This window comes from uncultured Azonexus sp., from assembly GCF_937982035.1.
Classification (GTDB): Bacteria; Pseudomonadota; Gammaproteobacteria; order Burkholderiales; family Rhodocyclaceae; genus Azonexus.
In genome coordinates this window covers 400,674-424,502 of record NZ_CALJNI010000004.1, presented here as the reverse complement: position 1 = coordinate 424,502, position 23,829 = coordinate 400,674, and the positions used below count along the sequence as shown (strand labels likewise).

At 64.4% G+C, this 23,829-nt stretch carries 24 protein-coding genes and 1 tRNA gene; 13 read left to right on the top strand and 12 right to left on the bottom strand.

Features of this window, described 5'->3' with window-relative positions:
* Positions 1 to 226: 226 nt before the first annotated feature.
* The 9 genes from Q0799_RS04810 to Q0799_RS04770 all read left to right on the top strand — a co-directional run bounded on the left by Q0799_RS04810 (position 227) and on the right by Q0799_RS04770 (position 7,645).
* Positions 227 to 466: a helix-turn-helix transcriptional regulator gene (locus tag Q0799_RS04810; RefSeq protein ID WP_017936955.1), complete on the top strand. Its 240-nt coding sequence runs from the start codon at positions 227 to 229 to the stop codon at positions 464 to 466.
* Positions 467 to 594: 128 nt separating this feature from the next.
* Complete coding sequence (locus Q0799_RS04805; protein ID WP_298394980.1) at positions 595 to 906, top strand: helix-turn-helix transcriptional regulator; 312 nt, start codon at positions 595 to 597, stop codon at positions 904 to 906.
* Positions 903 to 2,126 carry a type II toxin-antitoxin system HipA family toxin gene (locus Q0799_RS04800; RefSeq protein WP_281982048.1) on the top strand — a complete coding sequence of 408 codons (1,224 nt, stop codon included), beginning with the start codon at positions 903 to 905 and terminating at the stop codon, positions 2,124 to 2,126. Before Q0799_RS04805 ends, Q0799_RS04800 begins: the two co-directional genes overlap by 4 nt.
* Before the next feature lie 160 nt (positions 2,127 to 2,286).
* Complete coding sequence (locus Q0799_RS04795; protein WP_298394975.1) at positions 2,287 to 4,026, top strand: EAL domain-containing protein; 1,740 nt, start codon at positions 2,287 to 2,289, stop codon at positions 4,024 to 4,026.
* A 94-nt stretch (positions 4,027 to 4,120) separates the two neighbouring features.
* Positions 4,121 to 5,236 carry a bifunctional 3,4-dihydroxy-2-butanone-4-phosphate synthase/GTP cyclohydrolase II gene (gene ribBA / locus Q0799_RS04790; protein WP_298394972.1) on the top strand — a complete coding sequence of 372 codons (1,116 nt, stop codon included), beginning with the start codon at positions 4,121 to 4,123 and terminating at the stop codon, positions 5,234 to 5,236.
* Positions 5,237 to 5,239: 3 nt separating this feature from the next.
* Positions 5,240 to 5,716 (top strand): 6,7-dimethyl-8-ribityllumazine synthase, encoded by a 477-nt coding sequence (gene ribH / locus Q0799_RS04785; protein ID WP_281982041.1) that lies wholly within the window; start codon positions 5,240 to 5,242, stop codon positions 5,714 to 5,716.
* Positions 5,709 to 6,179, top strand: coding sequence for a transcription antitermination factor NusB (gene nusB / locus Q0799_RS04780; protein ID WP_028994818.1), 471 nt, complete (start codon positions 5,709 to 5,711; stop codon positions 6,177 to 6,179). Before ribH ends, nusB begins: the two co-directional genes overlap by 8 nt.
* Before the next feature lie 4 nt (positions 6,180 to 6,183).
* Positions 6,184 to 7,167, top strand: a complete 984-nt coding sequence (gene thiL, locus Q0799_RS04775) for a thiamine-phosphate kinase (RefSeq protein WP_298394965.1) — start codon at positions 6,184 to 6,186, stop codon at positions 7,165 to 7,167.
* Positions 7,157 to 7,645 (top strand): phosphatidylglycerophosphatase A, encoded by a 489-nt coding sequence (locus Q0799_RS04770; protein ID WP_298394962.1) that lies wholly within the window; start codon positions 7,157 to 7,159, stop codon positions 7,643 to 7,645. The genes thiL and Q0799_RS04770 overlap by 11 nt, the downstream gene beginning before the upstream one ends.
* A 69-nt stretch (positions 7,646 to 7,714) precedes the next feature.
* Here Q0799_RS04770 and Q0799_RS04765 read toward each other — a convergent pair.
* A tRNA-Arg gene (locus Q0799_RS04765) sits at positions 7,715 to 7,791 on the bottom strand.
* A gap of 99 nt (positions 7,792 to 7,890) precedes the next feature.
* On the opposite strand from Q0799_RS04765, the gene Q0799_RS04760 reads away from it, so the two are divergent.
* Positions 7,891 to 8,763, top strand: a complete 873-nt coding sequence (locus Q0799_RS04760; RefSeq protein WP_298394959.1) for an HDOD domain-containing protein — start codon at positions 7,891 to 7,893, stop codon at positions 8,761 to 8,763.
* Here the strand turns inward: Q0799_RS04760 and Q0799_RS04755 are convergent, their stop codons facing one another.
* On the bottom strand, positions 8,764 to 9,264 hold the full coding sequence (locus Q0799_RS04755; RefSeq protein WP_298394956.1) for a C40 family peptidase: 501 nt from the start codon (positions 9,262 to 9,264) through the stop codon (positions 8,764 to 8,766).
* Between the two features lie 61 nt (positions 9,265 to 9,325).
* On the opposite strand from Q0799_RS04755, the gene Q0799_RS04750 reads away from it, so the two are divergent.
* A complete protein-coding gene (locus tag Q0799_RS04750; protein ID WP_298394953.1) occupies positions 9,326 to 10,777 on the top strand; it encodes an NAD-dependent succinate-semialdehyde dehydrogenase in 1,452 nt (483 codons plus the stop codon).
* A 28-nt stretch (positions 10,778 to 10,805) separates the two neighbouring features.
* Here the strand turns inward: Q0799_RS04750 and Q0799_RS04745 are convergent, their stop codons facing one another.
* The 10 genes from Q0799_RS04745 to Q0799_RS04700 form a co-directional block, all read right to left on the bottom strand.
* Complete coding sequence (locus Q0799_RS04745; protein WP_298394950.1) at positions 10,806 to 11,789, bottom strand: SPFH domain-containing protein; 984 nt, start codon at positions 11,787 to 11,789, stop codon at positions 10,806 to 10,808.
* Positions 11,780 to 13,480 carry a bifunctional diguanylate cyclase/phosphodiesterase gene (locus Q0799_RS04740; protein ID WP_298394947.1) on the bottom strand — a complete coding sequence of 567 codons (1,701 nt, stop codon included), beginning with the start codon at positions 13,478 to 13,480 and terminating at the stop codon, positions 11,780 to 11,782. Before Q0799_RS04740 ends, Q0799_RS04745 begins: the two co-directional genes overlap by 10 nt.
* The gene (locus tag Q0799_RS04735; RefSeq protein ID WP_298394944.1) at positions 13,461 to 14,768 is read right to left on the bottom strand and encodes an HD-GYP domain-containing protein; all 1,308 of its coding nucleotides are present in this window, start codon (positions 14,766 to 14,768) and stop codon (positions 13,461 to 13,463) included. The genes Q0799_RS04740 and Q0799_RS04735 overlap by 20 nt, the downstream gene beginning before the upstream one ends.
* A gap of 6 nt (positions 14,769 to 14,774) precedes the next feature.
* Entirely contained in the window at positions 14,775 to 15,503 is a 729-nt protein-coding gene (locus Q0799_RS04730) for a type III pantothenate kinase (RefSeq protein ID WP_298394941.1), read from the bottom strand.
* On the bottom strand, positions 15,500 to 16,288 hold the full coding sequence (locus Q0799_RS04725; protein WP_298394939.1) for a biotin--[acetyl-CoA-carboxylase] ligase: 789 nt from the start codon (positions 16,286 to 16,288) through the stop codon (positions 15,500 to 15,502). Before Q0799_RS04725 ends, Q0799_RS04730 begins: the two co-directional genes overlap by 4 nt.
* A 9-nt stretch (positions 16,289 to 16,297) precedes the next feature.
* Complete coding sequence (gene ntrC, locus Q0799_RS04720) at positions 16,298 to 17,710, bottom strand: nitrogen regulation protein NR(I) (RefSeq protein ID WP_298394936.1); 1,413 nt, start codon at positions 17,708 to 17,710, stop codon at positions 16,298 to 16,300.
* Between the two features lie 47 nt (positions 17,711 to 17,757).
* Positions 17,758 to 18,819, bottom strand: coding sequence for a nitrogen regulation protein NR(II) (gene glnL / locus Q0799_RS04715; protein WP_298394933.1), 1,062 nt, complete (start codon positions 18,817 to 18,819; stop codon positions 17,758 to 17,760).
* 21 nt (positions 18,820 to 18,840) lie between these two features.
* The gene (locus Q0799_RS04710) at positions 18,841 to 19,287 is read right to left on the bottom strand and encodes a DUF4124 domain-containing protein (protein ID WP_298394930.1); all 447 of its coding nucleotides are present in this window, start codon (positions 19,285 to 19,287) and stop codon (positions 18,841 to 18,843) included.
* A 111-nt stretch (positions 19,288 to 19,398) separates the two neighbouring features.
* A complete protein-coding gene (gene glnA / locus Q0799_RS04705; RefSeq protein WP_298394927.1) occupies positions 19,399 to 20,814 on the bottom strand; it encodes a type I glutamate--ammonia ligase in 1,416 nt (471 codons plus the stop codon).
* A 190-nt stretch (positions 20,815 to 21,004) separates the two neighbouring features.
* Positions 21,005 to 22,168, bottom strand: coding sequence for a cation diffusion facilitator family transporter (locus Q0799_RS04700; RefSeq protein ID WP_298394892.1), 1,164 nt, complete (start codon positions 22,166 to 22,168; stop codon positions 21,005 to 21,007).
* 46 nt (positions 22,169 to 22,214) lie between these two features.
* Between Q0799_RS04700 and Q0799_RS04695 the strand changes: the two genes are divergently transcribed.
* Positions 22,215 to 22,667 (top strand): rhodanese-like domain-containing protein, encoded by a 453-nt coding sequence (locus tag Q0799_RS04695; RefSeq protein WP_028994767.1) that lies wholly within the window; start codon positions 22,215 to 22,217, stop codon positions 22,665 to 22,667.
* Positions 22,668 to 22,727: 60 nt separating this feature from the next.
* Positions 22,728 to 23,825 (top strand): quinolinate synthase NadA, encoded by a 1,098-nt coding sequence (gene nadA / locus Q0799_RS04690; protein WP_298394888.1) that lies wholly within the window; start codon positions 22,728 to 22,730, stop codon positions 23,823 to 23,825.
* Positions 23,826 to 23,829: the final 4 nt, after the last annotated feature.

Genomic DNA, 23,829 nt, shown 5'->3' with positions numbered 1-23,829 from the left:
GCTTTCAAACTCGTCCATCGGGTTACTCCTTTTGAGTGTGCTTGGCGGCTCACTCTCGGAGTTTCTCGGATGGACGTCCGTAAACGTCAAACTTTTACTGCCTCCCCGGCAAAGCCGGAGGATTTCCCGATTGGTTTAAATTGTCACTTATAGTGCGGGTACCTATCGGGCGTAGCCCTATAGAGGGGGTACTCATAGAGTCATTTCTCTTTAAGAAGAGAGAAATATGGCCCTTGATCCCCGACTACGCTTCGGCCTGAAGCTGATAGAAATCAGAAAGACCAGAGGGTGGTCGCAAGAACGCCTGGCACTGGAGAGTGGCTTGGCGCGCAGCTATCTGGGGGGTGTTGAGCGTGGGCAACGCAACATCGCCTTACTCAACATCTTCAAGCTGGCCGAGGCGCTGGGGGTGGAGCCTTCAGTACTGCTGGAGGCGCCGGCTGCTGGACAGGAGCCAACTCCGTAACATCGTAGCGTTACGATGGTCACCGCATGATCGCTCGCGGCAGCTATCGCAGCCATCTGCTTTCAAGAATAAGTAAAGCCCACTAAAATGGCGCTTACGCAATTTTTTTCGCGTTAAGGGTCATAAAAGTGACTTTTCATCTTTCGACTTCCGCTGAGATCCTGCACGCGCTGGGTGTTCGTCTGCGCGAGCAGCGGCTTGCCCAATCGCTCACGCAGCGTGAACTGGCGCAAATGGCCGGACTGTCGCTGGGGGCGTTGCGCAAACTCGAAAGCGACGGCCAGTGCTCGCTGGAAACGCTGGTCCGCGTTGCGCAGGCACTTGGCTTGCTGGAGGCGCTGGACGATCTCTTTGTACTCAAACGGCAATCCATCGCCCAGATGGAGCAGGTGGACCTTGTGAGCCGCCGCCAGCGTGCGCCGCGTAAGAAAACATCATGAAGCTGCTTACCGTACATTATTGCGGCTGGGGAGAAGACTGGCCGTTGGGACGCTTGGCCGATGACGGTCAATCCCTGCTCTTCGAATATTCTCCCGAAGCCTTGTCTCAAGGCTTGGAACTGTCGCCCTTGCACCTCAAGCTGCGTGCGGATGCCTACGGAGGTTTTCCGATCCATTTGCATCGCCTTCCGGGCCTGATCGCCGACAGTCTGCCTGACGGCTGGGGTTTGCTGCTGATGGATCGGTTGTTCCGTCAACACGGCTTGCGCCATCCCGGGCCACTGGACCGGCTGGCCTTCATTGGTGAGCGCGCGATGGGCGCGTTACGCTTCGTTCCGGCAAGCGACGCCGGCGCCCACGAGCCCGACTGGTCCTTGCTGGCGCTGGCCGAGCAAAGCCGTCTCGCGCTCGCGGGCGAGGCGGGGGCAGCCCTGCGCGAGCTCGCGCTCACCGGCGGCTCACCGCAAGGGGCTCGACCCAAGGCCTTGGTGCAGTACGACGCAATGACCGGGCAAGTCAGCACCCGTCCGGATGCGCCCGGCAGTCCCTGGCTGGTCAAGTTCCCGGCGCAGAACGAACACAAAGAGGTTTGCGTCATCGAGCAGCTCTATGCCGAGTTGGCTCGGGATTGCGGACTGGATGTGCCCGAAAGTCGTTGGTTCGACCTTGGCCCCGAACTGGCCGCCTTCGGCGTCGCGCGCTTCGACCGGGAAGGAGGGCAACGCGTCCCGGTGCACAGTCTGGCTGGATTGTTGCAAGTGGATTTTCGCCTGCCCGGTGCCACCGACTATACCGCCTTCCTGCGGGCTACCCGTTTCCTGACGCGCGACGAGCGCGAAGTGGAGAAAGCCTACGCACGAGTCGTCTTCAATGTGCTTTTCCACAACCGTGACGACCATCCCAAGAATTTCGCGTGGCGTCTCGGGCCTGACCGGCGCTGGCGTCTGGCTCCGGCATTCGACCTGACCTTCAGCGAAGGCCCGATGGGCCAGCATCACCTGGACGTTTGCGGCGAAGGTGCTGCCATCGAACGCCGGCATTTATTGCGTCTGGCGGAGGAAGGTGGAGTCCCAAGGAAACGGGCGGAAGAGGTCATCGAACGGGTGTTGCTGCAGGCAAGCTCATTGGGTGAGCGGTTGGAGCGTGCGCCGATCAGGCAGATGCTGGCGCAACAGATAAAATCCACTATTGATGCCTGTCGCCGGCGTCTGGAAAGCTGAATCCGAGCCGGCGCAACGGCGCCAGATCACGGTTGAACGTACTCAATGCTGAGTTTCTTGAGTACAAACATGAGTATGTTTTTTAATGGAGCAGCATGGTGAACTGTTCAATCAATGACTTGCAGTCACAATCGCTGTTCAACGTCTGACCCCCACGACCATGCCCGCCACCGCGCTCGCCAACACCAACCCAGCCAGTGAGCTGAGCGCGGCGGTACTGCAACGCATTTTCCTGCAGAGCAGCGAGGCCGTGCTGGTCACCGACCGCAACAACTGCATCGTTGCGGTCAACGCCGCCTTCTCGGAAATGTCCGGCTATCCGGCGGAAGAGGTGATCGGTGGCAACCCGCGGATGTTCGCTTCCGGGCGCAACGAGCCGGCGTTCTACGCCAGCATGTGGCGGGCGATCAACGAACAGGGCGTGTGGTCCGGCGAGATCTGGGACCGCCGCAAGGACGGCAACCTCTACCCGATCTGGCTGACGGTTTCTGCCGTGACCGACAACGCCGGCGAAGTGAGCAATTACGTTGCCACCTTCACCGACATCGGCGAACGGATCGAGGCCACGCAGCAGTTGCTGCATCTGGCCTACCACGATCCGCTGACCCTGCTGCCCAATCGCCTGGCTTTCGAATCGCAGCTGGAGCTGGCGATCCGCAGTTGCGAACGCGACCACAAGCAGGTCGCGCTGATGCTCATCGACCTCGATCATTTCAAGACGGTCAACGACACGCTCGGCCACGCCACCGGCGACGAGTTGCTGAAGAGCGTGGCCGCCCGCCTGCGCGATTGCGTGCGTGCCAGCGACATCGTCGCCCGGCTCGGCGGCGACGAATTCGTCGTCGTGCTGCCCGACATCGACAGCGCGATGACCGTCGCCACGCTGGCAGGCAAGGTGCAGCACCGTCTCGCCGATCACAGCCACCAGATCGGCGTGCATAGCCTGTACGCGACGCCGAGCATCGGCATCAGCATCTACCCGGGCGACGGTCGCGACCGCGAAACCCTGCTGCGCAACGCCGATGTCGCCATGTATCACGCCAAGGACCGCGGCCGGAACAACTACCAGTTCTACGCCAGCCGGATGAACGAAGCGGCCGGCGAACGCCTGCAGATGGAAAATGCGCTGCGTCAGGCGCTGGCGTCGATCACCCCGGAACATTCGCCGTTCTCGCTGCACTTCCAGCCGCAGATCAACGTCGCCGACGGCCGCGTGGTCGGCCTCGAAGCCCTGGCCCGCTGGCACGATCCGGTGCTCGGCCAGGTGCCGCCCGACCGCTTCATCCGCATCGCAGAAGACAGCGGCCTGATGCAGCCGCTGGGCGACTGGGTGTTCTGGGAGACCTGCCGGCACATCCGCCGTTTCCGCGACGCCGGACTGACCGGCCTGCGCGTCGCCGTCAACATCTCGGCCCAGCAACTGCGCCACGAGGCCCTGCCGATGCTGGTGCGCGGCGTGCTCGCCTGCTACGAACTGACGCCCCAGGATCTGGAACTGGAAATCACCGAAAGCACGGCGATGCAGAACCCGGACCTGACGCTGTCCATCCTCAACCAGTTTTCCGACATGGGCATCGTGCTCGCGATCGACGACTTCGGTACCGGCTATTCCTCGCTCGCCTACCTCAAGCACCTGCCCATCCACCGCCTCAAGCTCGACCGTTCCTTCGTCAAGGACATCGAGACCGACGCCAACGATGCGGCGATCTGCTCGGCCACCGTCGCCCTCGGCCACAACCTGGGCCTCGAACTGGTCGCCGAAGGCGTCGAGACCGATGTCCAGCGCGAATTCCTGACCCGCCTGGGCTGCGACGTGCTGCAGGGCTTCTTCTATAGCAAGCCGCTGCCGGCCGACCAGATCATCGACTACCTGCGCCACTTCCAGCCGGTGACGCCGTAGGCCCACGCGCAAGTCCCTGCGCCGATTAGCAAACTTTCCCTGCGCCCCCGCGTTTCTGCGAAAATAGCAGCCCTTTTTGGAAACCCGAATTCCCATGCCCCCGCATCCCGCCATTGCCACTACCGAAGAAATCGTCGCCGAACTCAAAGCCGGCCGCATGGTCGTGCTGGTCGACGAAGAAGACCGCGAGAATGAAGGCGACCTGGTCATGGCCGCCGAGCACGTCACGCCGGAAGCGATCAACTTCATGGCCAAATACGGCCGCGGCCTGGTCTGCCTGACGCTGACCAACGAGCGCTGCCGCAAACTTGGCCTGAGCCAGATGGCGCGCAGCAACGGTACCCAGTTCGGCACCGCCTTCACCGTCTCGATCGAAGCCGCCGAAGGCGTCACCACCGGCATTTCCGCCGCCGACCGGGCGCATACCATCCGCACCGCGGTGGCCCGCAACGCGATTGCCGACGACATTGTCCAGCCCGGCCACGTCTTCCCGATCACCGCCCGCGAAGGCGGCGTGCTGGTCCGCGCCGGCCACACCGAAGCGGGTTGCGACCTGGCCGGCATGGCCGGTCTGGAACCGGCGTCGGTGATCTGCGAGATCATGAACGACGACGGCACCATGGCCCGCCTGCCGGAACTGATCGAATTCTCGAAGCAGCACGGCCTGAAGATCGGCACCATCGCCGACCTCATCCACTACCGCGCCGCCTCCGAAAAGCTGGTCGAGCGCGTCACCAGCAAGACCATCGCCACAGCGCATGGCGAATTCCTGATGCACGCCTACGTCGACCGCGCCGGCGGCGCCACTCATCTGGCGCTGGTCAAGGGTGAAATCCCGGCCGACGGTGAAACCCTGGTCCGCGTCCATGAGCCGCTGTCGGTGCTCGACTTCCTCGACCCGGCGAGCAAGCGCCAGTCGTTCTCGATCGACGAGGCGCAGGCCGCACTGGCGAAAAACGGCCACGGCGTGATCGTCCTGATGCACCGCCCGGAAGACGGCGAAGCCCTGCTCGCCCGCCTGACCACGCCGGTCGATGCCCCGCGCCAGCAACAGAAATGGGACCCGCGCACCTACGGCATCGGCGCGCAGATCCTGCGCGATGTCGGCGTCAGCCGCATGCGCCTGCTCTCCAGCCCGCGCAAGATGCCCTCCATGACCGGTTTCGGCCTCGAAGTCACCGGTTTCGTCACTTCCCCTGCGGAGCTTTGATCCATGTCCCGTTTTGACAACGTATTCGAATACGACAAGAACCTCGACGGCAACGGCCTGACCGTCGGCGTCGTCATGAGCCGCTTCAACCTGCCCGTCTGCGAAGGCCTGCTTTCGGCCTGTGTCGCCGAACTCAAGCGCCTCGGCGTGGCCGACGAGGACATGGCCATCGCCACCTGCCCCGGCGCCCTCGAAATCCCGCTGATCCTGCAGACGATGGCGCAAACCGGCGAGTTCGACGCGCTGATCGCGCTCGGCGCGGTCATCCGCGGCGACACCTACCATTTCGAAGTGGTTTCCAACGACGCCTGCCGGGCGATCATGGAACTGCAACTGCACACCGGCATCCCGATCGCCAACGGCATCCTCACCTGCGACACCGACGAACAGGCCGAAGTGCGCATGCAGCCCAAGGGCACCGACTGCGCCCAGGCGGCGGTCGAAATGGCCAATCTCCAGAAAGCCCTCATCAATGAGTGATCAGGAACAAACCCCGAAGGCGCCGCCCAAGTCGGCCCGTCGCCGCGCCCGCGAATTCGTCCTGCAGGGCCTCTACCAGTGGCGTGTCGGCGGTGCCGATGAAGCCGCCATCGAAGCCTACGCCCCCGAAATGGAAGGCTTCGCCAAGGCCGACCGCGAGTTCTTCGTCGGCACCCTGCGTGGCGTCATCGGCCAGCAGGCTGCACTCACCGAGCGCATCGGCGCCCACATCGACCGCCCCTTCGGCGAACTCTCGCCGATCGAGGCCAGCGTGCTGCTGATGGGCAGTTTCGAGATGGTCAACCATCCGGAAACGCCGTACCGCGTGATCATCAACGAAGCCATCGAGCTGACCAAGGCCTTCGGCGGCACCGACGGCCACAAGTACGTCAACGGCGTGCTCGACAAGATTGCCGCCGACGTGCGCGCCGCCGAGGTCGCTGCGCGGCGTAAAGGCCGCTGACCCCATGCCCGGCGAATTCGGCCTGATCGCGAAATACTTCGCCCGGCCGACGCCGTCGGCAGTCCTCGGCCCCGGCGACGACTGCGCCCTGGTCCAGCCGGCGCCCGGCAAGCAACTGGCGGTGACCACCGACATGCTGGTCGCCGGCGTCCATTTCCTGCCCGATACCGACCCCGGTCGCCTGGGCTGGAAGGCGCTCGCCGTCAACCTCTCCGATCTTGCCGCGATGGGCGCAACGCCGCGCTGGGTGACGCTGGCCGGCGCCCTGCCGGCAGTCGACGAAGCCTGGATCGCCGCCTTTGCCGAAGGCTTCTTCGGCTGCGCCCGCGAATACGGCGTCGATGTGATCGGCGGCGACACCACGCGTGGCCCGCTCAACCTCTGCATCACCGCCATCGGCGAAGTCGATCCCGGCCGCGCCCTGCGCCGCGACGGCGCCAAACCCGGCGACGAAATCTGGGTATCCGGCCGCCCCGGCCTGGCCGCGCTCGGCCTCGCCCACCTGCAGGGCAAGGTCAAGCTGCCCGAGCCCTGGCCGCGCCTGTGCGTCGCCGCGCTGGAAAAACCGCGCCCGCGCGTTGCCCTCGGCCAGGCCCTGACTGGCATCGCCAGCGCCGCCATCGACGTTTCCGACGGCCTGCTGGCCGACCTCGCCCACATCGGCGAACGCTCCGGCTGCGCCGCCGCCGTGCGCCTGGTACAACTGCCGCAACTGCGCGACCTGGCCGGCAGCGGCGATCACTACGACGCCGACCTGCGCCGTCTGGCGCTCGACTGCCAGTTGGCCGGCGGCGACGACTACGAACTGGTATTCACCGTTCCCGCCGCGCTGCACACCCAACTGGGCGCCATCGCCGCCCGCCTGGAACTGCCGCTGTGGTGCATCGGCGAAATGGTCGACGGCGACGCCGGCAGCGTCACCGTTTTCGACCCGGACGACCAGCCGGTCGACATCGCGCGCAAGGGATACGATCACTTTGGCCAGTAAACCGCCCAGCACCCGCTTCCTGCTCGCCCATCCGGCGCACTTCTTCGCCTGCGGCTGCGGCAGCGGGCTGACGCCGTGGGCGCCCGGCACCTTCGGCACGCTGTTCGCCTGGGCCAGCTTCATCCTGTTCCGCCCCTACTTCAGCGACGGCCAGTTGCTGTTCCTGTTCGCCGCCGCCTACCTGGCCGGCATCTGGTTCATCGACGTCACCGGCCGCGCCCTCGGTGACCCCGACCACGGCAGCATCGTCTGGGACGAAATCGTCCCCTTCTGGCTGGTCCTGCTGATGACACCGGCCGGCTGGCTGTGGCAACTGACCGCCTTCGTGCTGTTCCGCTTCTTCGACATCACCAAGCCGCAACCGGCCCGCTACTTCGACGAACACGTCAAGAACGGTTTCGGCGTGATGGCCGACGACCTGATCGCCGCCGCCTACACGCTGCTGATGCTGGCGCTGCTGAAGATCGTCGTTTCCTGAGTTTTCCGTAACCCCGGCCCAAAAGCAAAACGGCTTGGAACAGGAAACTGTCCAAGCCGTTGTGTATTCTGGCCCGCCCGGCGCGATTCGAACGCACGACCCCTGCCTTCGGAGGGCAGTACTCTATCCAGCTGAGCTACGGGCGGAAAATGAGTGCGGATTCTACTCCTTAGTCCCCCCTTGCGTCCATGGCGGATGATCGAATATGCTGTTGGTAAATATCTTAAATGATAAAAACAAAACATATGGCACACAGCAAGACTTATGAGCTCAGTCATGACGACCTGAACAAGGTCATGGCTTCGGTGGATATTCCAGTTTGCCCCGGCGTACTGACCGAGGCGATGAGTGAAGCGCAGAAGGATGAACCGGATATCCGCCGCCTGGCCGACATCATCACCGCCGACCCCGGGATGTCGGCGGCGGCGCTGAAGCTGGCCAATTCGCCGCTGTACGGTAGCGGCCGGGCGGTTTCGAGCGTGCGCAATGCTGTCGAGCGACTGGGGACGAAAAATATTGTCTGCGTCGTGGTGGCTTCGGCCCTGCGCGCCAGCATCACCGGCCTGCCGGCGGCGTGGCTGGAGCAGTTCTGGCGGCGCACCAGCATGATGGCCCTGGCCGCCAGCCTGATCGCCCGCCGGCTGTACGGGATTTCACCGGATGCCGCTTACACCTACACGCTGTTCCACGACGCGGCGATTCCACTGATGATGAAGCGCTTCCCCAATTACGGCGAAGTGCTCGAGAAATGCGAGCGGGAAGGCATGCTGCTGGAACAGGCGGAAGCCCAGTTCTTCCCCTGCACACACCCGATCGTCGGCTCGCTGCTGGTCCGCAACTGGGGATTGCCGCCGATTCTCGGCCAGGCCATCCGTTTCCATCACGAACCGGATGCCTACGACCTGCCGGATCGCACCCTGCCCGGCGGCGCGCTGTCGTTCATCGCGGTAACCCAGGTGGCAGAGCATCTGCTGGCGGAAATCCAGCAAGGGGAAGACCTCGAGGTTGGCAGCGCGTTGTTCGAACGGGCAATCGACTATCTGGGAATTTCGCCGGACGACCTCGACCGTCTTCGCCAGCAGGTCAATGCCGCCATCGAGGACGCCAGCCTGGCCTGATCAATCGAGCAGCGTCCGCGCCGCCTCGTAGCGCTGTGCGAAATAGCTGCTGCTCATGTTTTCGATCCGCACCCGGCCGTTGCTCGAGGGCGCGTGGATGAAGCGGCCGTCGCCGATGTACAGACCGACGTGGGAAAACGGTCGGTTCATCGTGTTGAAGAAGACCAGATCACCCGGACGCAATTGCTCGCGCGGTACTGGCCGCCCCTGGCGGGCGATGTCGGCGGCACTGCCCTGAACCCGGCGACCGGTGGCCTGGTCGAAGATGTAGCTGACCATGCCACTGCAGTCGAGGCCGGCTTCGGGATTCTTGCCGCCGAAGCGGTAGCCGGTATCGATCAAGGACATCGCGTACATCACCACCTCGGCGGCCTCGCCGCTGACCGCCCGGGGCGGCTGGGTTATAGTTCCCCTGCCGTCGGCGCTGCGCGGCAGCGGGCTGCCGCAGGCGCTCAGAAACAGCGCGGAGATCAGCAGCAGGCAGGAAACGGACTGGCGCATTATTAAGGTCATTTCTTGAAGTTATTTATAACTTAACGTTTTTACAGGATTTTTCAAGCCCATGAATTTGCAGAATACGAATCTACTCCGCACGACCAACCTGATCGGCGGACAATGGATCCATGCCGACGACGGCCAGACCCTGACCGTCGTCGATCCGGCTGACGGCCGGGAAATCGGGCGCGTGCCCCGCTGCGGCGCCGCCGAAACGCAGCGCGCCATCGCCGCGGCCGACGCCGCCCTGCCGGCCTGGCGGGCGCTCACGGCACGCCGCCGGGCGCAGTTGCTGCAGGCCTGGAACAAGCTGATCCTCGATCACGCCGACGACCTCGCCACCCTGATCACCGCCGAGGGCGGCAAGCCGCTGGCCGAAGCCAAGGGCGAGGCCATTTATGGCGCCTCCTTCGTCGAATGGTTTGCCGAGGAGGCCAAGCGCACCTACGGCGAGAGCATTCCCAGCCCGGCGTCTAACACCCGCCTGCTGGTGGTCAAACAACCGGTTGGCGTCTGTGCCGCGATCACCCCGTGGAATTTCCCGCTGGCGATGATCACCCGCAAGGTGGCGCCGGCCCTGGCCGCCGGCTGCACGGTCGTCGTCAAGCCGGCCGAATCGACGCCGCTGACCGCCCTGGCGCTGGCCGTACTGGCCGAACAGGCCGGCTTCCCGGCAGGCGTGTTCAACGTGGTTACCGGCAATCCGGCGGCCATCGGCAACGAACTGTGCGCCAGCCCCATCGTCCGCAAGCTGTCGTTCACCGGCTCGACCGCTGTCGGCCGCCTGCTGATGGCCCAGTGCGCACCGACCATCAAGAAGCTGTCGCTGGAGCTGGGTGGTAACGCCCCCTTCATCGTCTTCGACGACGCCGATGTCGATGCCGCCGTCGACGGCGCGATTGCCGCCAAGTACCGCAATACCGGCCAGACCTGCGTCTGCGCCAACCGCTTCCTGGTTCAATCGGGCATCTACGAGGAATTCGCCAGCAAGCTGGCCGAACGCAGCCGGACGCTGAAAGTCGGCGCCGGCACCGAGAGCGGCGTTGCCCAGGGACCGCTGATCAACGCCGCCGGCCTGGCCAAGGTCGAAGCCCACGTCGCCGATGCGCTCGCCAAGGGCGCCCGCGTGCTCTGCGGCGGCGCCCGCCACGAGCGCGGCGGCAACTTCTTCCAGCCGACCGTGCTGGCCGACGTCAGCCGCGACATGCTGGTTGCCCGCGAGGAAACCTTCGGCCCGCTGGCCCCGCTGTTCCGCTTCGAGACCGAGGAAGAAGCCGTGGCCATGGCCAACGATACTGAATTCGGTCTGGCCGCCTATTTCTTCACCCGCGACATCGGCCGCAGCTGGCGCGTCGGCGAGGCGCTCGAATACGGCATGGTCGGCGTCAACACCGGGATGATCTCGAACGAGGTCGCGCCCTTCGGCGGCATCAAGCAGTCGGGCATTGGCCGCGAAGGCTCGAAGTACGGGATCGAGGAATACCTTGAGGTGAAATACCTCTGCTTCGACGTGCGCTGAACGGCGGCCGGGATCGCCCGATCCCGGCTCAGCCGAGTTTCTTCAGCAGCTCTTCCTTCTTGGCATCGAACTCGGCCTGACTCAGCACGCCCTTGCCGACCAGGGCGTGCAATTTTTCCAGCGTCGCCACGATCTCGTCGGCGCCCGCGGCAGCGGCCGATGTCGTTGCACCGCCGACGCTCTGACCGATCATCTGGCCGAAACCGAAACCCGCCCCCAGCGCCGCCAGACCGCCTTCGTTGCGGGCGGCGTCGGGAATGCTGCTGGCCACCTGGTATTGGGTGTAGCGCTGCAGGTCGCCGAGCATGCTCATGCTGATGCGCTGATCCAGCGTTTTCTGCAGCTCGTCGGGCAGGGAAAAGTTCTGCACGACCAGGGACTCGAGCTCCAGCCCGAGTTCGGCAAACATCGGCGCAGCCCGCTCGCGCATCGCCTTGGCGAGTGCATCCTGATTGGCTGCCAGATCAAGGAAGGGAATGCCCGATTCGGCAAACAGAGTGGTCAGCCCGGCAACCAGGGTGTTACGCAACTGGCCTTCGAGATCGTCGCGGCCGTAATGCTCGCGCGTGCCCGACACCTTCTGGTGGAAACGCAGCGGATCGCTCAGCCGGTAGGCGTAGATGCCGTAGGCGCGCAGGCGTACGGCGCCGAACTCGGCGTCGCGGATGACGATGGGTGTGGCCGTGCCCCAGGTCCGGTCGAGCTGCAGGCGGGTCGAGAAGAAATAGACATCGCTCTTGAACGGCGAGGCGAACAGCTTGTCCCAGTGGCGCAGGTTGGTCATCAGCGGCAGGGTGGCCGTGCTCAGGCGATAGCGGCCGGGGCCGAAGACATCGGCCACCTGCCCCTCGTCGACGAACAGCGCGAGTTGCGACTCGCGCACCGTCAGGCTGGCGCCGTTCTGGATTTCGTTGTCGCGCATCGGGTAGCGCCAGGCCAGCGTACCGTCGTCGCTCTCGGTCCATTCGAGGACATCGATGAACTGCTTCTTGATGAATCCGGTCAATGACATCCCTTTTCCCCCTGCATCCGGTACCAGTCGATGAATTCGGTCAGCGGCATCGCCTGTCCGTAAAGATAGCCCTGTGCGACGTTGCAGCCAAGGGCCAGCAACTGACGGCGCTGATTTTCATCCTCGACGCCTTCGGCCAGCGGCACCATGCCGAGGTCACGGGCCAGATCGACGATGGTGCGGACCACCCGCAGGCTGTCGGCTGAATTGAGCATGGCTTCGATGAAGGACTGGTCGATCTTGATCTCGTTCATCGGCAGGCTGACCAGATAGCTCAAGGACGAATAGCCGGTACCGAAGTCGTCGAGCGCCAGGCGGCAACCGAGCGCCCGGATGCGGTTCATGATCGCCAGCCCCTTCTCGCGCTCGAGCAGCAAGGCCGACTCGGTCAATTCGAAGGTGAAACGCCGCCCCGGCAGTTTCCAGGTTTCCAGGCATTGCGCCAGCAATTCCGGCAAGTCCTCATCGCCCATGTCGCCGACCGTCAGGTTGACCGACAAGCTGATGTCGAGCCCGGCCGCTTCCAGTTCGCTGGCGATGCGCATGGCCGACCGCAGCAGCCAGTCGGTATACAAGGTCCGCCAGCCGTTTTCCTCGATCATCCGGATCGCCACCGGCGGCGCCACCCAGGCGCCGTCGCTGCCGCGCCAGCGCAGCAGCACTTCGGCGCCGGTACACCGGCCGCTCTGCAAATCGACCTGGGGCTGGAGGTAGAGGGTCAGCGCGTCCTGCTGCAAGGCCTGGCGCAGCGCATCGACCTGGCGGTAGCGCAACTGCCAGTCCTCACCGAGGCTGGTCTCGAACCAGGCGAACGATTGCTGCCGGCTGCCAGCCGCCCAGCGGGCCAGGCGGGCGGCATGCAGCGCCCCTTCGGGGTCCAGCGCATGCTCGGGGAGCATGGCGGCACCGATGGTCGCACGCACCATGATGCTGGCACCGCTGAACAGGCTGACCGGCTCGGTGAACATCTGCCCGATATGGGCTGCCGCCAGGGCCGGCTGGGACAAGCTATGGACATCCGGCAGCACGACCAGCCATTCGCCCTCGCGCCCGGCAAACACCTTGTCTTCGACCCGCAGGCGGTCGGCGATCCGCGCCGCCAGCATCGATGGCAAGCGCTGCAGATCGTTGGCCGCCAGATAATTGAAGGAATCGCGGTTGACCACCGAAATCGACAGCAGGCCGACTTGGCGACCCTCGTTGAGCAGTTCGCGCAGGCAGCGCAGCGCGGCCAGTTCGCCCGGGATGCCGGCGGCGTCCATGCGCGCCTCCTCGCCCAGTTCGATGGCGCAACTGACGGCGGCGATGACCGCCCGGCGCAGGCAGGCAAACAGGGCCAGCACGACGCGACCGACACTGTCGCGCTCGCCGATCAGTTCCTCCTCGCAACGTGCGACGAAGGCAAAGAAGAGGTGCAGGATTTCCACCAGCGAATAGCCGCGCCCCTGCAAGCCGTGCCAGTCGCGAACCCAGGCCTGCTGCCATAGCGGATCGGCCAGCGAACCCGGCAGGTTTTCGCTTAGTTCGAGAAAGGCGAGCAGGACGGCATCGTCGGCCACCGCCGGCCGCATTTCCCGGACCGCCATGCGCCAGATATCGGCCAGCCCGGACAGCGACACCAGATCCTCGGCGCTCAGTCCGAACGCCTGGAAATCGATATAAACCGCATCCTTATCCGAGATAGTAGTCATGGGCAGACAAACCATAAGCGTCATTGGGCAGGGCGCGGACGATACGCACCGAAGCGCGCTCCGGATCGCGGAGGTCGACGACCTGGTAGCTGCGCACCGGCACCTTGTCGGCATCCAGCATCAGCAGGATGCGCGGGCGTGAGCGCTGGACGCGATTCTGCTGGATGACCACGCCGACATCGCCGCTATTGAGTTCGACCAGCGTGCCGACCGGATACAGGCCGACGCACTGGACGAACTGCTCCATCAGCACCGGGTTGAACTGCCGGTCGCGCAGCTTGAACAGTTCCTCCAGCGCCTGCTGATGGCCGATGGCATCCCGGTAGGGCTTGTTGCGCAGCATCGCGCAGAAGGAATCGACCAGGCCGGCAATCTCGGCCGCCAGGCCGATCTTCTCCAGCGCCAAACCTTGCGGATAACCGCTGCCGTCCCAGCGCTCGTGGTGGCGCGAAACGATCTGCAGCACCTCGGCCGGCAGATTGACCTGCTGCATCAGGATTTCCAGCGAACTGGCCACATGCGACTGGATCAGGTGGCGTTCTTCGTCATTGAGCGCATCGGTCTTGGCCAGCAGTTCCGGCGGCACCTGGGTCTTGCCCACATCCTGCAGCAGGCCGGCAATCCCCAGCTCCAGCAGGCGCTGGCCGCGCCAGCCGATATGGCCGCCGAGCAACAGGGCATGAACCGTGACGTCCATGGCGTGATCGAAACTGTAGTCGTCCAGACTTTTCAGGCGCAGCAGCCACATCACCGCATCCGGGTTGCGCTGCAGGCTGCCGGCGACATCGCGCACGCCTTCCCGCACATTGGCGAAATCGAAGTGCTTTTCGGCCGTCACATGCTGGAAGGTCTTCTGCAGGGACTGCAGCAGGGCATCGTAGCGCGGCTCGATATAGTTCAATTCGCGGCTCAGCGACTGGACATGGGCATCGCCATCCTGGCCGTGCAGGAAGTCCAGAAAGCGACGGCGCCGCTGTTGCCGTTCGACTTCCTGGGCAGAGAACAAGGGGCGACGACGCGCAACATGCTGATCTTCGTCTGCCGGTCGCTGTATCAGCGGCGCCGACTTCAGCGGGCGGTCCAGGCGCGATTTCGGTGCGGCATAGTGCTCATTCAGCGAGCGTGTGCGGTCGATCTGGACGAAGCGGCATTTCTGCCGAAACAGATCAACCTGATCCGGCGACGAAATGATGAAGCCCTGCAGGGCAAACGGAAAATCCGTCCACGGGCAATCCGGTTCGACGATGAACATGCCGATCTTGAGTTCGGCAACCGGAATGATTTCCATGGGCGGTCAGCTCTCGGGACGGGTTTCCTCGGCCAGAACTTTCAGACCGAGCAGGGGAAGATTGTCCGCCTGCTGAACCGGCATGACAAGATGCTTAATCAGCAATCCCGCGTTGCCACCGGAAATCAGGCAAACCCGCTCTGTTCCGGGCAAGCGCGCCCAGGCACGCTCGATGGCGCCGACCTGTGCCTCGATCGCACCGCTGACAATGGCATCGTCGGTCGATTGCGGCCAGTCCTGCCGCTGCCCCTTGGCAAAGGGCAGTGCCGCCGTGTTCCTGGCCAGCGCCGACAACATCAGTTGCTGTCCGGGCAGGATCAGCCCACCGAGGAAACAACCCGAAGCATCGAGGCTGTCAACGGTGGTGGCGGTGCCGGCCATGACCACCAGCAAGGCGCCAGGATGGAGCGAACGGGCACCGATCAGCGCACACCAGCGGTCGACGCCCAGCTGGCCGGGATTCCGGTAACCGTTGCGCACCCCGCCGGCCGCCGCCGTCGAGGTGACCACCGTCAACTTTGTCGACCAGGTCCCCAGCGCCTGGCGGATCGCCTGTTCGGCCTCCGTCCCGGCGACGTTGGCCAGCATGACGCGCGCCGGCATCGGCCAGTCCGCCGTCAGACGCGCCAGGCCGGCACAATCGGCATGGTCGAGCGCGCCCTCATCCAGCCAGCGGCCATCGCCCCAGAGGCCGAATTTGATGCGGCTGTTGCCGCTGTCGAGACACAGAATCATGCGGCACGCAGGCTGAGGTCGCCGGCCAGGATGCGCGACAGGCCGGCAGCGGTCTCGAGCAGCAGCGCGCCGTCGTCGTCGACCCCGCGACACACGCCGGTCAACGGCGCTTCGCCCTCGCCGAGCAACTGCACCGGGCGATCCTGCCAGGCGTGCCAGGCGTGCCAGTCGTCTTTCAGCGCCGCGAAGCCGGCCTGGGCAAAGCGGTCGAGAACATCGACCAGGGCCAGCAGCAACGCCGCCAGAATGTCATGTCGTTCCGGGACGCGCGCCATGGCCTGGTTCAGGCCGGCCACTGCTTGCGGAAAATCCCCCGCCGGCTGGGCCAGGTTGATGCCGATGCCGATACAGGCCTGCGTACCGCGCCGATCGCTGGCCAGTTCGACCAGCACCCCGGCCAGCTTGGCAAAACCGGTGTCGCCGGCGAGCAGGACATCGTTGGGCCATTTCAGGCGGACGCCGTTCGCCCCCAGCGCGTCGAGCGCCTGGGCCAGCGCCACGCCGACCGCCAGCGACAGGCCGCCGGGAACGCGCCCGGGCGGCAAGCGCCAGAGCAGGGAAAAGGTCAGGCTGTCGGCGGGCGACGACGACCAGCTGCGGCCACGCCGGCCCCGGCCGGCGAGTTGCCGGTCGGCGACGACGACGGTACCGGGCGGGGCGCCGAGCGCCGCCCGGCGCAGCAGTTCGCTACTGGTGGAATCGCAACTGTCGAGGGCATCGACATCGAAACGGCCGGCCTGCGCGGCCAGCCGTTCCTTGAGCAGTACAGGATCGATTAAAGGCATGCGGAGATTTTACTCCGCTGCCGACTCCTTGCCGCCATCAATGCCGAGATCGGCGATCTTGCGCGTGATCGTGTTGCGCCCGATACCCAGGGCCTGCGCCGCTTCAATGCGCCGACCGCCGGTATGCGCCAACGCCCGGGAGATCAGGATGCGCTCGAAGGCCTGCGACAGCAATCCGTGGACATCCGGCACGCCGCGCGCCAGCAAGCGATCGACCTCGCCCTCCAGCGCCTTTTCCCAGTCACCGACCAGCATCTGCGGCGGGGCCTCGCGCAATTCGCTGGGCAGGTCGCCGACTTCGACCTGCTGCCCCGGCGCCATCACGGTCAGCCAGTGGCAGAGGTTTTCCAGTTGCCGGACGTTGCCCTGGAAATCGAGGCCACACAGGTACTTGAGCGCGGCTTCCGAGAGCCGCTTGGGCTCGACACCCAGTTCGCGCGCGCTCTTCTGCAGGAAATGCCGGGTCAGCAGCGGGATGTCCTCGCGCCGCTCGCGCAGCGACGGCAGGCGGATGCGGATGACGTTCAGGCGGTGGAACAGGTCTTCGCGGAACAGGCCGTCCTTGACCCGGCTTTCGAGATTCTGGTGGGTGGCCGCAATGACGCGGACGTTGGCCTTGATCGGCGAATGCCCGCCAACGCGATAGAAATGCCCGTCGGACAAGACGCGCAGCAGGCGGGTCTGCAGTTCGGACGGCATGTCGCCGATTTCGTCGAGGAACAGGGTGCCGCCCTCGGCCTGCTCGAAACGCCCGCGCCGCTGCGCCTGGGCGCCGGTGAACGCGCCGCGCTCGTGGCCGAACAGTTCGGATTCGAGCAGATCCTTGGGAATCGCCGCGGTGTTGATGGCGACGAAAGGCCTTTCGGCACGCGGACTGTGCCGGTGCAGCGCACGCGCCACCAGTTCCTTGCCCGAACCGGATTCGCCGGTGATCAGCACGGTGGCGTGCGAGAGGGCGAGACGGCCGATGGCCCGGAAGACTTCCTGCATGGCCGGCGCCTGCCCGAGAATCTCCGGCACCAGGCCCTCTTCCTCAGCCGCACCACTCTGGTGCATCGACTCGTCGATGGCGCGACGGATCAGTTCGAGCGCCTGATCGACGTCGAAGGGCTTGGGCAGGTATTCGAACGCGCCGCCCTGGAAGGCCGCAACGGCGCTTTCCAGGTCCGAGTAGGCGGTCATGATGATCACCGGCACCGCCGGATGACGCGTCTTCACTTCCTGCAGCAGCTCCAGGCCGGACTGGCCGGGCATGCGGATATCGGACATCAGCACCTGCGGCGGTTCGCAGCCGCCTTCCAGGCTGCTGATCGCCTCGCTGGCCGAAGCGAAGCTCTCGAACGGGATGCCTTCCCGCGACAGCGTTTTCTCCAGCACCCAGCGTATCGAGCGGTCGTCGTCAACAATCCATACCGGTTTCATGTTCTCTTGCCTCTTGTATCGCGATGTCCTGCTACCTCTAGCAAGACTCAGGCCGACTCGACCGGCAGGCGCAGGGTGAACACCGTCTCGCCGGGCCGGCTGTGGCAATCGATGCTGCCCTGATGGTGCTGGATGAAATTCTGGGCAATCGTCAGGCCCAGACCGTTACCGCCCTCGCGCCCCGAGACCAGCGGATAGAACATGCGCTCGCGGATGTCCTCGGGGATGCCCGGACCGTTGTCGATGACCTTGATCTCCATGGCCAGACGGTAGCGCTTCTTGGCCAGCGTCACCTGGCGCAGAGCGCGTGTACGCAGGATGATCTCGCCTTGCCCGGCCATCGCCTGGGCGGCGTTGCGGGCGATGTTGAGCACCGCCTGGATCAGTTGCTCGCGGTCGCCGACCAGTTCCGGCAGGCTGGTGTCGTAATCGCGGCGCACCTGCAGGCTTTCGGGAAATTCCGCGCGCAGCAGGCTGCGTACCCGCTCGAGAATCTCGTGAATATTGACGGTCGCCGGCAACATCGCCCGATGCGGGGTCAGCAGGCGTTGCATCAGGTCCTGCAGGCGGTCGGCTTCCTTGATGATGACCTGGGTGTATTCCTTCAGCGACGGATTGCCGAGTTCGTGCTCGAGCAATTGCGCGGCACCACGGATACCGCCCAGCGGATTTTTGATTTCGTGCGCCAGATTGCGGATCAGTTCGCGGTTGGCCTGCTGCTGCTCGATCAGGCGCTCTTCGCGGCTTGCCGCCAGGTGATGGTCGATCGGCTGCAATTCGAGCAGCAGGCGCATGCCGGCCGCGATATCGGGACGCAAGGGCGTCACCGTGCAGTTGAGGTGCAGGGTCTCGCCGTCGGCCCGGCCGAGCGCGATGTTCTGGCCGGTGTAGCCCCAGTTGTTGTGCAGGCCGTTGTCGATTGCCGACTGCAGGGTCGACGAGCACTTGCAGACATCGCCGAGACGGCGCCCGATGACGCTACGGCTGCTGACCGCCAGCAGGTTCTCGCCGGCCGGATTGAGATAGCGGATGGCCTGGCTGTCGTCGATCAGGAGTACCGCCGAGGCGAGCAGGTCCAGCCCGGCGAAATTGGCGTGGGTGACATTCATGATTTATCCGGAGAATTCCGCTCAGCGCAGATTGGCCAGCTCCCGCTGCAGGGCCTGCAGATTGCGCTCATGCTGGGCAACCCGTTCGCGATAGGGCGTCGCGCGCTCAAGACCGCCACTGGCGGCTTCGCGCTCGGCCAGTTCCTTGCGGGCCTGATCCAGCTTGCGTTGCTCGCCGGCCAGTTCCTGCTCCAGGATGTGGCGTCGGTCGGCATCGCGGGAACGCTGGGTGTCCTGCTGCACGCGCGGAAAATCGGCCGGCGTCGGATTGCTTGCCGCCCTGGCGGCCGGCGCACGCGGCGCGGGAACGGTATTGCGCTCCTCGCTGACGATGGCCTGACAGTTGTTGTGCACACGGGTATTGGAAATCAGCACCCCGCCACCGGCTTCCGTGCATCGATAGATCGTCTGCGCGGAGAGCGCCATCGGGACAAGCGCGCAAATCAGGGCAAGCAGTCTACGTGTCATTGGCATGGCTCCTCGTGAACTTTGCAGTTTACTGGGTAAACGATGCGCCGGTAAAAAGGTGAACAAAAAAGGGCGGGAAAGCCCGCCCTTTTTGCATTTCACCGCAATCGATCAGCAGCTGTAGTACAGATCGAATTCGACCGGGTGCGTGGTCATGCGGATACGGTTCACTTCGTCCATCTTCAGGGCGATGTAGGCATCGATCCAGTCGTTGGAGAAGACACCGCCACGGGTCAGGAACTCGCGATCCTTGTCCAGGTTTTCCAGCGCTTCCTCGAGCGACGCGCAGACGGTCGGGATCTTTGCATCCTCTTCCGGCGGCAGGTCGTACAGGTTCTTGTCAGCCGGATCGCCCGGGTGGATCTTGTTCTGGATACCGTCAAGGCCGGCCATCAGCAGGGCGGCGAAGCACAGGTACGGGTTGGCGATCGGATCCGGGAAGCGGGTTTCGATACGACGGGCCTTGGTCGAAGCGACGAACGGGATACGGATCGAAGCGGAACGGTTCTTGGCCGAGTAGGCCAGCTTGACCGGCGCTTCGTAGTGCGGGACCAGACGCTTGTAGGAGTTGGTGCCCGGGTTGGTGATCGCGTTCAGCGCCTTGGCGTGCTTGATGATGCCGCCGATGTAGTAGAGGGCGGTTTCCGACAGGCCAGCGTACTGGTCACCGGCGAACAGGTTCTTGCCGTCCTTCCAGATCGACTGGTGAACGTGCATGCCCGAGCCGTTGTCGCCGACGATCGGCTTCGGCATGAAGGTGGCGGTCTTGCCGTACTGGTGGGCAACGTTGTGCACCACGTACTTCAGGATCTGGGTCCAGTCGGCGCGCTTGACCAGGGTCGAGAACACGGTGCCGATTTCGCACTGGCCGGCATTGGCCACTTCGTGGTGGTGCACTTCGACCGGCACGCCCAGCGATTCGAGGGTCAGGACCATGGCCGAACGGATGTCGTGCAGGCTGTCGACCGGCGGAACCGGGAAGTAGCCGCCCTTGACGCCCGGACGGTGGCCGGTGGCACCGTTGCCGTCGTTCTTCTCACCGGAATTCCAGGCCGCTTCGGCGGAGTGGATCTTCAGCGAGCAGCCGGACATGTCGACCGACCATTCAACGCCGTCGAAGATGAAGAATTCGGGTTCCGGACCGAAGTAGGCGGTGTCGCCAATACCGGAGGACTTCAGGTAGGCTTCGGCGCGCTTGGCGATCGAACGCGGGTCGCGGTCGTAGCCACGACCATCGGCCGGATCGACGACGTCGCAGGACAGGACGACGGTGGTTTCGTCGAAGAACGGATCAATGTAGGCCGTGGCCGGATCCGGCATCAGCAGCATGTCGGAAGCCTGGATGCCCTTCCAGCCGGCGATCGAGGAGCCGTCGAAGGCATGGCCGTTTTCGAACTTGTCTTCGTCAAAAGCGGAGACCGGCACGGTAACGTGCTGTTCCTTGCCACGGGTGTCGGTGAAGCGGAAATCGACGAACTTGGCGTCGTTTTCCTTGATCAGGTTGATCACGTCTTGCGGGGTTGCCATACGCGTTAGTCTCCTAAGAAAACAAGGTGCCGACCAGTGCGGCACAAAACAGTAAATCGTAGCGAACAGGTTTTAGCAGGAAGCATGCCAAGTTTCCTTCGCCAGACTTTCCATTGTGCCACAAGGGCATGTTCAAACTGGCAAGAAAACCACCGCACCAAAATAATGCACCATCGCGGTGCAAGCACCATTATGGTGCAGAAATCCAGTTCAGGCGCACACGACGCACCATGGGCAGTGCATCGAGGCGGGCCGCCAGTCTTTGCTCGATCTCCGACAAGGATGCGCCATCGGCCTCGGCCAGCGCCAGATACAGATCGATCTCGATTTTGCCGGCCAGATAGTGCAGGACGATCTTCCTCGGCGCCGGCAGGTCGGCGATCAGGGGCGCGATCATCGGCAGCAGGGCTTCCCGCCCCGGCAGACCGATTGCCGCCAGGTCCGGCTCGAGGTCGTCCTCGGGATCGATATGGACGAGCACGTCGAGCACTTCCGGATGCGTCCGCAGGACCCGGGCACGCGCCGACTCGGCGATGCGATGGCCTTCCGAAACGCTGATCCACGGATCGACCTGGACATGCGCATCGACCAGCACCTGATGCGCCATGCGCCGTGTGCGCAGCGCATGCAGGCCGCGCACCCCGGGTGTCGCCGTCAAACTGTCACGGATGGCACCCAGCTGAGCCTCGTCCAGACCGGTATCGATCAGCTCCTTGATCGACGACCAGGCCAGTTCCCCGCCCATGCGCAGGATCATGAAACCCATCAGGGCAGCAGCGAGCAGGTCGAGGAAGGCCCAGCCGAGCAACGCACCGCCGATACCGACCACGACCACCAGCGCCGAAGCGGCGTCAGCGCGGGTATGCAGGGCATTGGCGGTCAGCAGCTGGGAACGTTGCTGGCGGGCCACGGCGATCAGGTAACGATACAGCCCTTCCTTCGCCACCACCGTCAATACGGCGATCCAGAAAGCCAGCATCTCGACCTGCGGCAGCAAAGCGCCTGCCTGCATACGCATGCCGGAATCCCAGAGGATGCCGCCGCCGATCAGGATCAGCGAGACGCCCAGGGCCAGCGTGGCCGCCGTTTCGACCCGGGCATGACCGTAGGGATGGGCCCGGTCGGCCGGCACCGCACTCTGGCGGCTAGCCCAGATGACCAGGAAGTCGGACAAGAGGTCGGAAAAGGAATGCAGGCCGTGGGCAATCAGCGATTGCGAATGCGCCAGCCAGCCGACCACCAGTTGGGCGACGGTCAGCAGCAGGTTGACGACCACGCTGATCCAGGTGGCTTTCTGCGCTGCCTCAGCCCGATCTGCCGCCGTGGCGACCGGTGGCGAATGACCGTCTCTCATGAACTCTGTCCTATACTGTAGGCCTTGATTCTAGCAGCGATCCAAGATGGGCAAACTCAGGGAAATACTCGACCTCGCGCAAACCCGCGCCCGTGACCTCGAACGCCCCTACCAGGGCGAGCTGACGCCACGCGAGGCGTTTGAAATCTGGCAGGCGGCACCCGGGGCCCGCCTCGTCGACGTCCGCACCCGTGCCGAATGGGACTGGGTTGGCCGCATCCCGGGCGCCGTCGAGATCGAATGGAACCAGTATCCGGGCGGCGTGCGCAATCCGAACTTCCTCGCCGAACTGACCCGCCAGGTCGATCCGGAAGCGCTGGTCATGTTCGTCTGCCGCAGTGGCGTGCGCTCGATCGGCGCAGCGACGGTCGCCAGCGAAAACGGCTACAACAACTGCTACAACGTCCTTGAGGGCTTCGAGGGCGACAAGGATGCCAACGGCCACCGCAACAATGTCGGCGGCTGGCGACGTGCCGGATTGCCCTGGCATCAGGGATAATTCGCCCGCTCATTTTTTTGCCTTCACGGCGCGTCGACCGCGCGATTCACCGGAAACAGCATGCACACCGCGACCATCTCCTTCGACCCGTTCAACAAACTCTCCGACGAAGCCTGCCAGGAGCGCATCCGCGCCGCCCGCGCCAAGCTCGGCAAACGCGCCGTGATCCTTGGCCACCATTACCAGCGTGCCGACGTCTATCAGCACGCCGACCTCACCGGCGATTCGCTGAAACTGTCCAAGCTGGCCGCGCAGACCGATTCCGAATACGTCATCTTCTGCGGCGTGCATTTCATGGCGGAAGTCGCCGACATCATGACCGCGCCGAACCAGATCGCCATCCTGCCCGACCTCGCCGCCGGCTGCTCGATGGCCGACATGGCCAATCTGGCCAAGGTCGAACGCTGCTGGCGCGAACTGGGCGAAGTCCTGGACGTCGAAAAGGAAGTCACGCCGGTCACCTACATCAACTCGGCAGCCGACCTGAAGGCCTTCTGCGGCGAACACGGCGGCATCGTCTGCACCTCGTCGAACGCCGGCACGATCGCCAAATGGGCCTTCGACCAGCGACCCAAGGTGCTGTTCTTCCCCGACCAGCACCTCGGCCGGTGGACCGGCCACCAGATGGGCTTCCCGATGGACGAGATGGTCGTCTGGGACCCGGACCTGGAAATGGGTGGTTTAACCGTCGAGCAGATCAAAAAGGCCAGGATCCTGCTGTGGAAGGGGCACTGCTCGGTGCACCAGATGTTCCAGAAGTCGCACATCGACGCCTTCCGCGCCAAGTACCCGGACGGCAAAGTGATCGCTCACCCCGAGTGCAATTTCGAGGTCTGCGCGGCGTCCGATTACGTCGGCTCGACCGAGCACATCGTCAAGACGATCAAGGAAGCGCCGGCCGGTACGCGCTGGCTGGTCGGCACCGAGTTGAACCTGGTCGACCGCCTGGCCAAGGAAGTGTTGCCGCAAGGCAAGATCGTCCAGTTCATGGCGACCACCGTCTGCATGTGCTCGACGATGCAGCGCATCGACCCGCAACACCTGGCGTGGACGCTGGAAAACCTGGTCGAGGGCAAGGTGGTCAACCAGATCAAGGTGCCGGAACACGAGGTCAAGTTTGCCCGCCTGGCGCTCGACCGCATGCTGGCGATCTCCTGACCGC

What these genes read in the sequence shown, in the direction of transcription:
- Q0799_RS04810 (WP_017936955.1), top strand. Translation starts at nt 227, where the DNA reads ATGGCCCTTGATCCCCGACTACGCTTCGGCCTGAAGCTGATAGAAATC.
- Q0799_RS04800 (WP_281982048.1), top strand. Translation starts at nt 903, where the DNA reads ATGAAGCTGCTTACCGTACATTATTGCGGCTGGGGAGAAGACTGGCCG.
- Q0799_RS04795 (WP_298394975.1), top strand. Translation starts at nt 2,287, where the DNA reads ATGCCCGCCACCGCGCTCGCCAACACCAACCCAGCCAGTGAGCTGAGC.
- ribBA (WP_298394972.1), top strand. Translation starts at nt 4,121, where the DNA reads ATGCCCCCGCATCCCGCCATTGCCACTACCGAAGAAATCGTCGCCGAA.
- ribH (WP_281982041.1), top strand. Translation starts at nt 5,240, where the DNA reads ATGTCCCGTTTTGACAACGTATTCGAATACGACAAGAACCTCGACGGC.
- nusB (WP_028994818.1), top strand. Translation starts at nt 5,709, where the DNA reads ATGAGTGATCAGGAACAAACCCCGAAGGCGCCGCCCAAGTCGGCCCGT.
- thiL (WP_298394965.1), top strand. Translation starts at nt 6,184, where the DNA reads ATGCCCGGCGAATTCGGCCTGATCGCGAAATACTTCGCCCGGCCGACG.
- Q0799_RS04760 (WP_298394959.1), top strand. Translation starts at nt 7,891, where the DNA reads ATGGCACACAGCAAGACTTATGAGCTCAGTCATGACGACCTGAACAAG.
- Q0799_RS04755 (WP_298394956.1), bottom strand. Translation starts at nt 9,264, where the DNA reads ATGCGCCAGTCCGTTTCCTGCCTGCTGCTGATCTCCGCGCTGTTTCTG.
- Q0799_RS04750 (WP_298394953.1), top strand. Translation starts at nt 9,326, where the DNA reads ATGAATTTGCAGAATACGAATCTACTCCGCACGACCAACCTGATCGGC.
- Q0799_RS04745 (WP_298394950.1), bottom strand. Translation starts at nt 11,789, where the DNA reads ATGTCATTGACCGGATTCATCAAGAAGCAGTTCATCGATGTCCTCGAA.
- Q0799_RS04740 (WP_298394947.1), bottom strand. Translation starts at nt 13,480, where the DNA reads ATGACTACTATCTCGGATAAGGATGCGGTTTATATCGATTTCCAGGCG.
- Q0799_RS04735 (WP_298394944.1), bottom strand. Translation starts at nt 14,768, where the DNA reads ATGGAAATCATTCCGGTTGCCGAACTCAAGATCGGCATGTTCATCGTC.
- Q0799_RS04730 (WP_298394941.1), bottom strand. Translation starts at nt 15,503, where the DNA reads ATGATTCTGTGTCTCGACAGCGGCAACAGCCGCATCAAATTCGGCCTC.
- Q0799_RS04725 (WP_298394939.1), bottom strand. Translation starts at nt 16,288, where the DNA reads ATGCCTTTAATCGATCCTGTACTGCTCAAGGAACGGCTGGCCGCGCAG.
- ntrC (WP_298394936.1), bottom strand. Translation starts at nt 17,710, where the DNA reads ATGAAACCGGTATGGATTGTTGACGACGACCGCTCGATACGCTGGGTG.
- glnL (WP_298394933.1), bottom strand. Translation starts at nt 18,819, where the DNA reads ATGAATGTCACCCACGCCAATTTCGCCGGGCTGGACCTGCTCGCCTCG.
- Q0799_RS04710 (WP_298394930.1), bottom strand. Translation starts at nt 19,287, where the DNA reads ATGACACGTAGACTGCTTGCCCTGATTTGCGCGCTTGTCCCGATGGCG.
- glnA (WP_298394927.1), bottom strand. Translation starts at nt 20,814, where the DNA reads ATGGCAACCCCGCAAGACGTGATCAACCTGATCAAGGAAAACGACGCC.
- Q0799_RS04700 (WP_298394892.1), bottom strand. Translation starts at nt 22,168, where the DNA reads ATGAGAGACGGTCATTCGCCACCGGTCGCCACGGCGGCAGATCGGGCT.
- Q0799_RS04695 (WP_028994767.1), top strand. Translation starts at nt 22,215, where the DNA reads ATGGGCAAACTCAGGGAAATACTCGACCTCGCGCAAACCCGCGCCCGT.
- nadA (WP_298394888.1), top strand. Translation starts at nt 22,728, where the DNA reads ATGCACACCGCGACCATCTCCTTCGACCCGTTCAACAAACTCTCCGAC.